General features: G+C 52.7%; 13 protein-coding genes. 7 read left to right on the top strand and 6 right to left on the bottom strand.

All coding sequences use genetic code 11. The features are described from left to right. Window positions 1-14 precede the first annotated feature (14 nt). The 3 genes from L0H14_RS01975 to pepN all read left to right on the top strand — a co-directional run bounded on the left by L0H14_RS01975 (window position 15) and on the right by pepN (window position 5,531). The gene (locus tag L0H14_RS01975; protein ID WP_301421345.1) at window positions 15-707 is read left to right on the top strand and encodes a TetR/AcrR family transcriptional regulator; all 693 of its coding nucleotides are present in this window, start codon (window positions 15-17) and stop codon (window positions 705-707) included. Beyond that, entirely contained in the window at window positions 707-2,740 is a 2,034-nt protein-coding gene (locus tag L0H14_RS01980; RefSeq protein ID WP_301417036.1) for an acyl-CoA dehydrogenase, read from the top strand. The genes L0H14_RS01975 and L0H14_RS01980 overlap by 1 nt, the downstream gene beginning before the upstream one ends. A 145-nt stretch (window positions 2,741-2,885) precedes the next feature. Further along, on the top strand, window positions 2,886-5,531 hold the full coding sequence (gene pepN, locus L0H14_RS01985; protein ID WP_301417034.1) for an aminopeptidase N: 2,646 nt from the start codon (window positions 2,886-2,888) through the stop codon (window positions 5,529-5,531). Window positions 5,532-5,545: 14 nt separating this feature from the next. Here the strand turns inward: pepN and L0H14_RS01990 are convergent, their stop codons facing one another. After that, window positions 5,546-6,634 (bottom strand): lipoate protein ligase C-terminal domain-containing protein, encoded by a 1,089-nt coding sequence (locus L0H14_RS01990; protein WP_301417032.1) that lies wholly within the window; start codon window positions 6,632-6,634, stop codon window positions 5,546-5,548. Window positions 6,635-6,768: 134 nt separating this feature from the next. Between L0H14_RS01990 and L0H14_RS01995 the strand changes: the two genes are divergently transcribed. From L0H14_RS01995 to L0H14_RS02005, 3 genes are read left to right on the top strand one after another with little or no spacing between them, the layout of a single operon-like run. Further along, window positions 6,769-7,326 (top strand): hypothetical protein, encoded by a 558-nt coding sequence (locus tag L0H14_RS01995; RefSeq protein WP_301417030.1) that lies wholly within the window; start codon window positions 6,769-6,771, stop codon window positions 7,324-7,326. A gap of 49 nt (window positions 7,327-7,375) precedes the next feature. Then, window positions 7,376-7,867 (top strand): hypothetical protein, encoded by a 492-nt coding sequence (locus tag L0H14_RS02000; RefSeq protein ID WP_301417028.1) that lies wholly within the window; start codon window positions 7,376-7,378, stop codon window positions 7,865-7,867. Window positions 7,868-7,925: 58 nt separating this feature from the next. Then, window positions 7,926-8,369: an FUSC family protein gene (locus L0H14_RS02005; protein WP_301421346.1), complete on the top strand. Its 444-nt coding sequence runs from the start codon at window positions 7,926-7,928 to the stop codon at window positions 8,367-8,369. 88 nt (window positions 8,370-8,457) lie between these two features. Here the strand turns inward: L0H14_RS02005 and L0H14_RS02010 are convergent, their stop codons facing one another. The 3 genes from L0H14_RS02010 to L0H14_RS02020 form a co-directional block, all read right to left on the bottom strand. Beyond that, window positions 8,458-8,712 (bottom strand): type B 50S ribosomal protein L31, encoded by a 255-nt coding sequence (locus L0H14_RS02010; RefSeq protein ID WP_301417025.1) that lies wholly within the window; start codon window positions 8,710-8,712, stop codon window positions 8,458-8,460. Between the two features lie 167 nt (window positions 8,713-8,879). Next, a complete protein-coding gene (locus tag L0H14_RS02015; protein WP_301417023.1) occupies window positions 8,880-9,710 on the bottom strand; it encodes a sulfite exporter TauE/SafE family protein in 831 nt (276 codons plus the stop codon). Window positions 9,711-9,727: 17 nt separating this feature from the next. Continuing rightward, on the bottom strand, window positions 9,728-10,498 hold the full coding sequence (locus tag L0H14_RS02020) for an ABC transporter ATP-binding protein (RefSeq protein WP_301417077.1): 771 nt from the start codon (window positions 10,496-10,498) through the stop codon (window positions 9,728-9,730). Window positions 10,499-10,643: 145 nt separating this feature from the next. Here L0H14_RS02020 and serB point away from each other — a divergent pair, with 145 nt between their 5' ends. Continuing rightward, window positions 10,644-11,495 (top strand): phosphoserine phosphatase SerB, encoded by an 852-nt coding sequence (gene serB / locus L0H14_RS02025; RefSeq protein ID WP_301417021.1) that lies wholly within the window; start codon window positions 10,644-10,646, stop codon window positions 11,493-11,495. A 185-nt stretch (window positions 11,496-11,680) separates the two neighbouring features. On the opposite strand, the gene L0H14_RS02030 is transcribed toward serB, so the two are convergent. Together L0H14_RS02030 and L0H14_RS02035 are read right to left on the bottom strand one after the other, a co-directional pair. Next, on the bottom strand, window positions 11,681-12,451 hold the full coding sequence (locus L0H14_RS02030) for an SDR family oxidoreductase (protein ID WP_301417020.1): 771 nt from the start codon (window positions 12,449-12,451) through the stop codon (window positions 11,681-11,683). 7 nt (window positions 12,452-12,458) lie between these two features. Next, window positions 12,459-13,172, bottom strand: a complete 714-nt coding sequence (locus tag L0H14_RS02035; RefSeq protein ID WP_301417075.1) for a beta-ketoacyl-ACP reductase — start codon at window positions 13,170-13,172, stop codon at window positions 12,459-12,461. Between the last annotated feature and the right edge of the window lie 69 nt (window positions 13,173-13,241).

The following is a 13,241-nucleotide window of genomic DNA, read 5'->3' on the forward strand; positions in this document are numbered from 1 at the left end:
TGTTTTTGCTGTGCATGTGTTTACCAACACTCACTTTACCTGATACTCTCAGTATCGTGAAGATCTCTGAGACACCTATCCCTGACGGGCGTAATACACGCTGGGCAGAACACCGTCGTCAACGTCGTAGTGAGCTTATTCGTTCAGCCCGCGCTGCCGTCCACCTTATTGGCCCCGAGGTCTCTATGGAAGAAATCGCCAGCCATGCTGGTACTTCCAAATCAGTGTTCTATCGTTATTTTGAGGATAAACGGGGCCTGCAGCAGGCAGTCGCTCAGGGCTCCATCGACTTCATGGAAGCCGAACTGAAAAAGGCGGGAAAATCTGCCACCAGCGCTCAGGATGGTCTTTTCACCATGGTGCTGTCTTATCTCCGCCTCGCTGACTCTTCCCCGAACGTCTACAATTTTTCGATCGCCATTCCAACAGGCATGGCGATCATTACCGAAAACATGGCGCGATTTTTGCAACGCAGTGTAGAGCACGTTCTCCCTGAATATAAAGGCGAAAATGGCAATAAAAACTTGGCCTATTACTGGGCTACCGCAGCCGTTGGATTCGTACGTGCCGCCGGTGAATCATGGATTGCAGATCCAAAACAACGTCAACAACTCAGTGCCGAAGTATTGGCCCGTAGCATCTCCGACTGGCTGCTCACAGGCATCGATACATCTGGCAGTACCAATGAACAGCATGAGGAGCACTAATGTCGTCCAAGCATAAGAATCTACGAGTTAACCAAGCCGAACTCCAAGAGCACCTCCTTGGCCCTTGGGCAGAAGATCGCCGGCAACTCCGCAAGATTATGGAAGAGCCAATTTTTCATTATCAATTCAACCTCACGAAAGAAGACCAACGTGAGTTGGCGATGCAGCAAATCCAGGAGTTGGCTGATCGAAAGCTCATTGGCAAAGCGTATCCCAAGGCTTTTGGTGGCAAGGAAGATCCCGGTGGCAATGTCGCAGGATTCTCCGAAATGTTCCACGCTAACCCGTCCATGCAAATTAAAGGCGGTGTGCAGTGGGGGCTTTTTGGCTCCGCAATTCTAACCCTGGGTAATGAGGAACAGCATCAGCGTTGGCTTCCGGGTGTCCTCAGTCTTGAACTCCCCGGTGTATATGCAATGACGGAGATTGGTCATGGTTCGGACGTGGGCAACGTCGATACCACGGCTACCTTCATCCCTGAAGACGACGAGTTTGAGATCCACACACCGTTTCGAGCTGCTTGGAAAGAATTCCTCGGCAACGCCGCCAAAGACGGTAAAGCCGCAGTAGTGTTTGCTCAGTTGATCACGAAGAACGTCAATTATGGTGTTCACGCTTTCTTTGTGCCGTTGCGCGATGACGACGGTAATTTTTTGCCCGGTGTCGGTGGTGAAGACGATGGCTTCAAAGGCGGCTTGAACGGTATTGATAATGGTCGTTTGCACTTTACACACGTGCGAATCCCACGGACGAACCTGCTGAACAAATTAGGCGACGTCGATGAGAACGGAGATTACACTACGTCGATCCCATCATCGGGACGCAGATTCTTTACTATGCTGGGTGCACTGGTGCAAGGTCGAGTATCACTTGCGACAACAGCTGCGAATGCTTCCGCGCTGGCACTTACCGGTGCTATCACCTACGGAAACCAACGACGTCAGTTCAATGCCGCCTCGGATATTGAAGAACAGGTCCTGCTGGATTATGGGCTGCATCAACGGCGCTTGATTGACCGTTTGGCACGGACTTACGCTGACATCTTTACGACCAACGACCTGCTATCGAAGTTTCATGAGGTGTTCTCAGGTGAAGACGACACTGACGATAACCGTCAAGAACTTGAAACCCTTGCCGCCGGTATCAAAGCCGTGACGACTTGGAACGCCATGGATACTTTCCAAGAATCTAGAGAAGCAACGGGCGGTGCAGGCTATATTGCTTCGAAGAACCGGTTCAGCGCCCTACGCGACGATTTGGACATCTACACCACCTTTGAGGGAGACAATAATGTCTTACTGCAACTCGTGGGCCGCCGTCTATTGGGTGATTACTCCAAAGAATTGGCGAACCCCTCGTTTAAGGTCCTAAGTCGCTATGTGGCCGAACGCGCTGAGCAGACTCTGTATGAACGTTCCGGCCTGCGTCGTGTCGTCCAGCAAGTGAGCGACATTGGGTCAGATCGTCGCTCTGCGGCTTGGCTGAAAGACCCCGAAGTTCAGCGCAACCTCTTTACCGATCGCGTGCGTACTCAGATTGCAGAAGTTGCTGAAGCGCTACGCCCTGTAGCCAAGAAATCTCAGGAAGAACAGGCTCGGGTATTCAACGAAAACCAATACGAACTCATCAAAGCGTCGAAGTCCCATGCCCAGCTACTACAGTGGGAATCGTTTACCGATGCACTCGACGAGGTTAAAGATCCCGAGACCCAAAAGATCATGACCTGGATGCGGGACTTGTTCGCGTTGTCGACTATCGAACAAGACCTGGGGTGGTTTATCGAATACGGTCGAATCTCCCAGCAACGTGCACGGACTCTGCGCGAGTACACGAATCGTTTAGCGGCCCGATTGCGCCCACATGCTCAAGAGCTTGTCGATGCGTTTGGTTATAACCAAAACCACTTACGCATGGATATCACGTCGGGTATAGAACGTGAGCGCCAAGACGAGGCCATGGAATACTACCGTCACCTTCGTGCTTCGGGCGATGCTCCGATTCCTGAAAAAGTGTACCGAGCGCGTCAAAAATAATCGGATGAATACCTAACCAACCTCGAAGTGTCGCCGTTACCCACGGTAGCGGCGACACAGTGCTTTAAAGCACTTTTAAGGTACAGCATAAAATTGTGCCGTTATATGAGTGAGCCGAACCAAAACGAGTGATTGAATGAGAGCCATGTCGAATACTCCACTTTTAGATGATGCTCGCTTGACCCGCAATGAGGCAAACGCTCGTTCTGAACTCATTGAGATAGCCAGTTATCATCTTGAGCTTGACCTGCGCGATGCTATGGACCTGGAGCGGGCCACCTATCCGGTGACCACCACCTTGCACTTCACATCGACCACAGCGGGCGCGGATACATTTTTGAATTATATGGGTCACACAGTTGAATCTGTAGTGCTCAATGGCGAATCTCTGGATGTTGATCAGGTGGCGGGCTCAGCGCGGATCCTACTGCCGGGCCTAGCAGAACAGAACACCGTAGTGATCCGCTCGCAAAGTTACTATTCACATTCGGGTGAAGGCTTGCATCGTTTTGTGGACCCCGTCGATGGGCAAGTGTACTTATATTCACAGTTTGAACCTGCAGACGCTCGCAGGGTATATCCCAATATGGAGCAACCTGATCTCAAAGCTGCCTTTCACGTGACCATGATCGGTCCAGACACCTGGACTCTTGCGTCTAATGGCGTCGAAACGGATCGCGAGCAATTGACCGAAGGCATCGCGCAAGTGCAGTTTGCACCGACTAAACCTACGTCCACCTATCTGACAACGTTCCTGGCTGGGCCCTATGCTCAGTTTGCAGACACCTGGAACGGTCATGAGGAAACTGGCGCGGCGCCCGTCGACTTGCGGATTTTTACCAGGCAGTCGCTGGTCGAGTATGTTGACGTCGCCGAGCTCTTTGACCAGACACAACGTGGGTTGACCTGGTTTCACGATCAGTTTCAAGTTGCCTATCCCTGGGGCAAATACGACCAGGCGTTTGTACCTGAGTACAACCTCGGCGCTATGGAAAATCCGGGTCTGGTGACGTTTAATGAAGCCTACATCTTCACTTCTCGCGCGACGATCTCGCAGCACACCAGCAGAGCCACAACAATCATGCACGAAATGTGTCACATGTGGTTCGGGAACCTGGTCACCATGAAATGGTGGGACGATTTGTGGTTGAAAGAGTCTTTCGCTGATTTCTTTGGCTCCAAGGCTGTGGCCGACGCGACAAATCTGCCGGGTGCTTGGCAATCTTTTGCCCATCAACGTAAGGCATGGGCCTATCTCCAGGACTCCTACCCCACCACCCATCCCATTGTCGCCGACATCGTTGATCTCGAAGCAGCACGTCAAAATTTCGATGGCATCACCTATGCCAAGGGAGCTGCCGTGATTAAGCAGCTCTTCCACTATGTGGGTGAAGCTGCGTTTCTGCAGGCATGTCAAACTTACTTCGAACGCTTTGCCTTCGGCACCGCAGAACTGCCTGATTTTTTAGAAATTCTTGAAGAGGTTTCAAATAGGGACATGCACGAGTGGTCGGCGGCTTGGTTACAGACCTCCGGCCCCGCGACACTCCACGCGACCGTTGAACCGACCGGGGCGGTCACAATACGTCAGGATTCCACTGATCCGTTGACGGGCGAAACAGTGCTTCGTCCACATCACATTTTCGTGTCGATTTTTACTCTCGATGATAACGACCAACTGGTCAGTAGTTCGGAATCCGAGGTTATTATACCAACCGGCGAAACTTCCGTCATCGTAGAAGACTTGACGATTCCAGCGGAACAACCGCGTGTGGTGTTAGTCAATCACCACGACCAGACGTATGCCCAAGTAGCATTTGACCAGGCTTCCCTGGAGGCTGTGACCACCTACCCCGTGATAGACCCACATTCCACTGCGATCGCGACAGTCTGGTCAACACTCTGGACCATGGTCCGTAATGCGACATTTTCTGCGACATCATTCGTAAGAGCTGCGGCAAAACTTGCTAACTCTATCGATGATGTTTCCATGCACGACAGGGTGCTCCAACAAGCCGTTGCGGGGATCAAGGAGTTTGCACCCGAGGGCCAGCGAAAACGGCTGACGAAAATTCTCAGCACGGCCCTCATGGACGGACTTGTACAGCTGGAACCGGGATCTGACCGCCAGCGATCGGTCGCACGAGCACTGGCCATACTGAGTCAGGACACAGTTTCATTGGCAGCAGAAATAACGTTCCTACTTGCCGGCGACGAAACATCCGAGCTCTCTCCCGGTCTACAAATCGACGACGAGATGAAGTGGTTGCTCCTGAGCAGACTCGCATCACTTGAGCGGATAGACATGATCCGCCTTGATGATGAACTCACCGCAGCACATACCGCCACCAATGAGTTGTACTATCGAACCGCTGTAGCAGCGCTACCCGATCAGGCGCATCGTACGGCTCTGTGGGTGCAAGTATATAACGGTGTTGATGCCGAAGGAACTCCGCTGAGCAACGCCCACCTCACAGCGACCGCCCTAGGATTGTCAGCATCACAACCTGGGTTCCTTGCAGAGCACTTCCAAGCACTATTGGAAGGACTCATGTTCATCTGGGAGTCCCGCTCCAATAACCTGGCCACCAGAACAATTAACGGGCTCTTTCCCATGAACCATAAGCCGATTAAAGGTGGCCCAGCTGTCCAAGAAAAGCACCCAGTGGTCGTGAGCATCGACGCTTGGTTAGCTCAATATACAGACGCGCCGGCTGCATTGCAGCGCATTGTGGTTGAACGTCGTACAGACATTGTCAATCGACTGGTAGCTCAGGCCACGAAGTTCTAGGGGTTCGCCACGGTTTAGGGGACGCGGTGAATCCATTCACTTGTCATGAATTTTTCCTCGGCTAATGCCTCTGCCCTTGCGAGTTCATCGGGGGTGACCTCGCGCGTTCTCGCAGTGTAGCGTTCGGCGAAGGTATCGATCATGACATCCCAAATATCAGACCGAGACATACCGGTCTGACGGCGTAGCGGATCAACGCGGGATTGTGCCGAAGTAATCCCCTTATCGGAGATCTTTTCACGCCCAATACGCAACACATCCGTCATCTTTTGTGCGTCAATGTCGTAAGACATGGTCACGTGGTGCAACATCGAACCTGCGGCCAAGCGTTTCTGCGCGGCACCACCGATCTTTCCTTCGGGGGTAGCAATGTCATTGAGCGGCTCGTAGAAGGCCTTAACCTGCATTCGCGCTAAAGCGTCCATTACCCAAGCATCCAGAAAAGGGTATGAATCGGTAAAGCTCATGCCATCGACCATGGAGGTCGGAGTGTAGAGCGAATACGTGACTGCATTGTCAGCTTCCATGAACATCGCACCGCCGCCAGAAACACGGCGGACGACTTTAATGTTGTGCTTAGCTACGGCATCAGCGTCGACTTCGTTGCTGTAGCTCTGGAACGAACCGATGACGACGGACGGATCCGAGAGAGGCCAGCGCCACAACCGCATTGCGGGTTTTGCTCGGCCAGCTGCCACGTCTTCAGTCAGAATCTGATCAAGTGCCACTTGGGTGAAGATAGGTATTTCCGTTGGCAAGATGATTTCCCAATCGTGGTCCTGCCAACTGGTAGCGAAACCGGTTGCACGCCGAACTGCAGTGGCTATCGCATGTGCATCGAAGCCGAACATCACCACTGAATCATCGACAGCTGCTTCAACTGCGCCAGCAATGACTTTGTGGCTGGCATCATATTTCAAGCCGACTAGTGCTTCATTGATATCGGCGAGTGCCTCATCGGGTTCCAAAAAGAAGTCGCCATTGATATTGGCTTGGGATATAACCCCGTCAGTTACGTTGAGGTCGGCAATCACCAGTTTGCCACCAGGCACTTTGAATTCGCCGTGAAATTGTTTGCCAGGAAACCCTTGTGTCGCAGTCATATATCCATCTTACTTGTACCCGTTGAGAGGACGGAAAATGTGTGTCATGATGCCGGGTGGCGTAGTGGGCTCGCGTTGTAGTAACGGTCACGTCAAGCACTCATAAGATTCGACTTCAGGCTACCCTATCTATTATGGGAAATTCACAGCAAGTTGTTGCAACTGGTTGGCACAAAATAGCGATTCTAGGCGGCTGGATCGCCACCTTTCTGCTCGCAGCATGGATTCTCGTGCCCCGACTTATTATCGGCACCGCCGTTCCCATTGCATTAGCCTTGACCATTCTTCTTCCGATCATTCTTCTTGCGATCGGTTGTACCGCACTTGGGGTTCCGATATCACGCGGCCAGAGCCCTAGTGGGCGGGCAGTCGCATGGTTATGGTTTTCTTTTCTCAATGCATTTGTTGTTGGGCTCTTTTTTCCAGATGACACGATTTTTTCGGCGACGTCGCATGAGCAAGCAACAGCGTTGATAGCTGTGCTTTTTGGGCCGGGTTGGGAAGGCGCCGGTTCCGCCATTGCAAACCCAGCGGCGATCATTATGATCATTTCTGGCATCATTGCGGCGGCATTTGCTGTGCTCGATTCCCGGGAGGGCGGTCCTATACGAACTGATGATGAAGACCACTTCCAAGGGCACGGTTACTTCGCGATACTGGGTGAGGACGAATACTATCGGCGAGAAAAGTAGATTTTTAGGGCCCGAGACCAGACCACTTCGCAAGGTCCGCCAAGCCGCCATGGCTATAGGCCCGCACGCTGGTGCCCATCGGGTTGCCATTCGTGCAGCGACGTCGATCGGTGTACCGCTCATCATCCTATATTTCATGGGGCGAATGGATCTGTCGATCTACGCCTCCTTTGGCGCCCTGTCCTCGCTTTACAGTCGTTTTCATTACTACGGCGACCGAATCCGCATGCAGCTTGGCGCCGGTCTTATTTTTGTAAGTGTCTTGCTGATTGGCACGTTGTTGGCCGTTTTGGATACGGATACGAATGTGCGGATCATGACGATCGCTCTTGTCGCGACGTTGGTGACGGGAATCGTTGGTGGATACAAGTGGCATCCAGGTGGTGCAACTTTTGCTGTCTTTGCGGCGGGCGCAGTGGCCACGATGCCGGGTAATTGGATTAACCTGGCACAAATACTGGTGGTGACGAGTGCTGCCGCAATATTTAGTGTCTCGCTCACTGCGGCATTAGGCCTGTTGCGCACACGAAGCTGGACTTAAAGTCTTTCGACCTATACGCCGTGCAGTGTTTCAAGCCGATTGGTCGGTAGCAGTCACAGTGGGCATAGGTGCACTTTTAGCCGGTTTGATAGGCCAAACCTTTGACGATGACCATTGGTATTGGGCGATGGTTGCCGCAAGTGTCGTGTTAGCCGGCGCTGCCACAACGTCTCGGCTGACCCGCAGCATTCAAAGGTTCATTGGGACAACATTGGGGGTGCTCATGGCCGGAGTATTGCTTTGGCTTGAGATGCCAACTCTGGGTGTGGTCGGAGCGGTGATCGTCTTACAAGCCGCGGCAGAATTACTCATTGGTCGCAACTATGGTGTGGCGATGTTAGCAGTAACTCCATTGGCGTTATTGATGGTCAGTCTAGCTAATCCGATTGATCCCGAAATTTTGGTTGTTGACCGTGTGTTTGAGACCTTTATCGGTTCGCTTGTGGGTACAGCTATCGCGCTAGTATCGGCGAAGCTCCGATCAGACGAACAGCATAGTTAGGCATGCAGGATATTAGTTTTAACATAAAACAGCGTCACACCCATTGGTGCGACGCTGTTTTAAAGCTGAGATAGAAAAACCGTAGTGGTTACTTGCCACCGAAGCCTTTGAAACGAGCATTGAAACGCTCAACGCGGCCAGCAGTGTCCAAAATACGCTGCTTACCGGTGTAGAACGGGTGGGAGGCAGCCGAGATTTCAACATCGATTACCGGGTAGGTGTTGCCGTCATCCCACTCAGCGGTACGCTCGGAAGTTGCGGTGGTACGAGTCAGGACGCGTTCGCCCGACGCCAGGTCATTAAAGATTACGTAGCTGTAATCAGGGTGAATATCTTTTTGCATGTCTAGTTCCTTCGTTGGTGCCACTGGATTTTGCCAGCCGCACGAAGACAGAGTTGGTAAGTTTTGATCAGCAGACCAAAACTACATATTACAGGTTTAAGACAGAACTAGCATCTTTGCTGAGCAGTGTGTTCGTACAACCTGATGTTGATGCTATCCGTCTGGTTTTAACTGCTCAGCAAGCGCAAGATCATTACGGTCAGACCAACCGAACCCACAATAACAATGACGCTGCGTAAAACGTTCGGTTTGATTCGTCGGCCGATTTTTGCACCAACCGATCCGCCGATTAGTGATGAGACGGCAATTAGCAACACTGCCGTCCAGTCGATTCTGTCGAATGCAAACAGTAAGTAACCAGCAGCAGCGATGAGGTTGACGGCCAGTGAGAGCCAAGTTTTGATGGCATTGGCATGTACTAGCGTTCCGGATGTCAAAAAGACCCCGAGGATGCCCATCAGCAAGACCCCCTGCGCCGCAACAAAATAGCCCCCATAGATACCGGTCAGAAACACCAGGATGAATAGTGCCGGCGTAACCGGTCCAGTGGGTAGCGGAGCAATTTCGGCGCTGATGGGGTCATCCCCATCAGCTTCACGGCGTCGCCGTACCCAGGCATTTAAGCGAGGCTGGAAAACGACAAATAGTATTGCGAAAACGATCAGGACCGGTGCGACATAGTCGAACACCGTGGGTGGCAATGACATGAGCAACGTCGCCCCAATGAGGCCACCAGCAAGTGAGCCCCATGTCAACGTTTTTGCGATTCTACCGGCTTCTCGAAGTTCGCGACGATAGCCCCAGGTACCAGAAAACCCTGCAGCGACTAGTCCCATAGCGTTCGATATTTGTGCAGTAACGGGTGGGAAGCCGACCGCTACCAGGACTGGAAATGTAACAAGTGTGCCGGATCCGACAACGGAGTTGATCGTACCGGCCCAGAAGCCGGCCAACAGCACCAGCAGTATTTGCCACCACTCTAAACCAAAGAGCTCCATGAGTATCCTTGGAAGGTTTAGGTGCGAGCAAACGCCGTGAAACGGCCCTCGGCATTGCGGGACACGTTCAAGGGTAGCCGGAAAGCCTCCGACAGGGTCTCTTCAGTCAAGGCTGTTTCAATTGGCCCCGCAGAGACAACTCGACCTTCACGTAGGAGCAAAGCGTGAGTGAAGTTTGGTGGAACTTCTTCAACGTGGTGCGTCACCAGGATCTGCGTTGGTGATAATGGATCGGCGGCGAGCTGAGATAGGGAGCGTACGAGGGTCTCGCGTCCTGCGAGGTCAAGGCCAGCGCCGGGTTCGTCCAGAATCAGAAGTTCAGGGTCTGTCATCATGGCTCGGGCGATCAGGGCGCGTTTGCGTTCACCTTCGGACAGTGTGCGGAAACGACGATCGGCGTACTTTGCGATCCCCCATCGCGACAGCAGCTGTTCGGCCCGCTGTAAATCTTCCGGCTCATAAACTTCCCGCCAGCGACCGGTCACACCATAGGCTGCGGTGACTACCAGGTTGCGGACGGTTTCATTACCGGGGACCTGTTCCGCCAATAAGGTGGACGACAACCCGATGGAGGGGCGGAGATCAAAAACATCGACCGCACCCAGCACTTCACCTAAGATCGAAACATTGCCCGTGGTTGGGTGAGAGCGTGCAGCCGCTATATTGATCATGGTGGATTTACCGGCGCCGTTCGGTCCCATAACGATCCACCGTTGACCTTCTTCCACCAGCAACGAAACGTCATCCAGTAACACGTTATTACCACGTCGATAGGTGACATGGGACATGTGCACGACAGAGTCGTCTATAGGTATAAATTCATGTGGGGACATGATGGGACGTTGCGCGGTTGTTGCAGAGTAGGTCAGATCGGATGAGCTCATATGAACCAGACTAGGCTAGATACAAGTGGAATTGGTGAAAGGAACCGGTATGCCGACAAATACTGCCAACATGAAGATTGGTGACCGTGTGGTGGTCTATAACAATGCGGGGCACCCGCGTTTAGACGGGGTACCAACGTATGCAGAAGCTATCGATGGGGTGGGCTTTACCGGTTACCGTTGGATATCAGCTGCCGATCGTCTCAAAGATCTTCCGCAGGACTGGTACCCGGCAATCATGCAAGTTAAGCAGGTCGAAATTTTGAGCCAGCAGGCTCCCCTGGTTGTCTTAGATGTCGATTCGACGCTGATCCATGAGGAAGTTATTGAATTACTCGCAGCACACGCTGGCAAGGAACGCGAGGTTGCGGAAGTCACTGAACGGGCGATGCGAGGGGAAATCGACTTCGCTGAATCCTTGCACTACCGTGTGGCCACGTTAGAGGGTTTGCCAGTGGAAGTACTCGACGAAGTCGCCGCAGCTGCCACAATTCACGACGGTGCCTATGAGCTTGTGCAAGCTGTTCACCGTGCTGGGGGCTATGTATATGCTGTTTCGGGTGGTTTCACGCACGCATTGGAACCATTAGCGACCCAGCTGGGACTGGATGGTTTTGCGGCCAATACCTTGGAAACTGTGGATAATAAACTCACCGGTAAAGTGACTGGCCAGGTCATCGATCGTGCTGCCAAGGCGCTGATGTTACGTCGTTGGGCTGCCGATCATGAGGTTCCTTTGGAAGCTACGGTCGCCGTTGGCGACGGAGCCAACGATCTGGACATGCTTGAGCTTGCTGGTTACGGTGTAGGTTTCTGTCCGAAACCTATCGTCCGAGATCACGCGGATCTAATTGTCGAGGTCCCCACGCATGATGTGCTGCGTGTTGTGCTAGGTCTCTGAACCCGGTTCTCGAACTGTGAGAACCGGCCGGTCTTCTGTTCGTGTCCGGGTGACATTTATTGGTTATGCAGCCACGTCATCGGCCAGCATAATTTTGAAGTGCTCGCGGGATGCGTCACGGTTGAGCGCAGATACCAACGGCGCCGGACGAATTGTCCGGCGCCGTGTACTCGACAATCTCGGGGTTATTTATTTTTGAGCTGCTCGAAGTAGTCGTTTGCCCCGCCAACATATTCGGTATGACCAACGGCTAGATCATCCCTACCGACCAGCGCAGCAATTTCCTCAGCGAACTCTTCTACAGTGTAAAGTCTTCCGGCTGCCTGGCGACGTGACTCGATAGCATCTGGGTTAAGACGGTTGAGCAGCGTTGCGGTAATGGTGCCCTCGATCATGTCTGCTGTCACCACCACGAAACCGATGCCTTTTTCTTTCAGCAGTGGAATGTGTTCCCGCAATGCGACTTCACCGGCGCGTTTTGACTTGGCTACCGGTTCGTACTCGGGCATGGTCGGCACGTCGTCAATGAAATGCGCCTGGTGACTGGTGACAAAAACAATTTGCGATCCCGGCTCCATAACTTCAGCTGCAGCTTTCAACATGGATACTTGAGCATCGCGGTTCAGTTGCATAGCATAGTCCGATCCGAGATCAGATTCCATACCACCAGAAGCGTTGAGGATTAACACCTTCAAGCCGCCAAAGTTGTCGGTGGCTGCGTCAATCATGGCCTTGCGACCTTCATCAGTGGTGATATCTGCACCAACAGCTACGGCCTTGCCACCAGTCTCTTCGATCTGTTTGACAATTTTATTGGCGCGAGGCGCCTTCTGTCGATAGTTGATAACGACGCCGGCGCCGCGCTGAGCTAACAGTTGTGCGGTTGCAGCACCTACGCCACGTGATGAACCGGTCACGATGATGCCGGTATTTTCTAAGTCTTGAGTCTGTGTCATATCTTTTTTAGTGTCCCATTCCTAGGCCGCCGTCGACGGGGATGACCGCGCCTGAAATATAGCTTGCTTGATCAGATGCCAACCATTGAACTACATTGGCCACTTCTTCTGGGTCGGCAAAACGACCGGCTGGAATCGCTTGCTTATATTGTTTTTGCAGATCTTCGTCCAGCTCTTGTGTCATCTCCGTATCAATGTAGCCGGGCGCTACGACGTTGGCTGTGATGTTGCGAGAGGCCAATTCACGGGTCAGCGAGCGTGCCATGCCGACAAGACCTGCCTTTGAAGCAGCATAGTTAATCTGACCGGGCGAGCCATATAGGCCAACAACCGACGAAATGAAGATGACGCGGCCTTTCTTGAGCCGGACCATGCCGCGGGTGGCACGCTTGAGTGCCCGGAAAGATCCTGTCAGGTTCGTATTCACTACTTCCTCAAAATCCTCTTCCGACATACGCAGGAGTAGCTGGTCCTTATTCATACCCGCGTTATTGACTAGGACTTCAACTGGACCATGTGCTTCTTCAACTTCGGAGAAAGCCTGGTCAATCGAATCCATATCGGTCACGTCGGCTTTGACCGTGAGCACACCTTCAGGGCCTTGCCCAGTTCGCGAGGTAATTGCCACCTGATCCCCGTTTGCTTGAAATGCTCGGGCGATGGCTAAACCGATCCCCCGGTTTCCCCCGGTTACCAATACACTTCGGCCTTGCGCCACAATTACTCCTCAAGATTGATAAAGACGTTTTGTCTCTACTCTAAGCAGGAAAATGCGAGAATAGATGCTGCA

Source organism: Yaniella sp., assembly GCF_030453185.1.
Classification (GTDB): Bacteria; Actinomycetota; Actinomycetes; order Actinomycetales; family Micrococcaceae; genus Yaniella.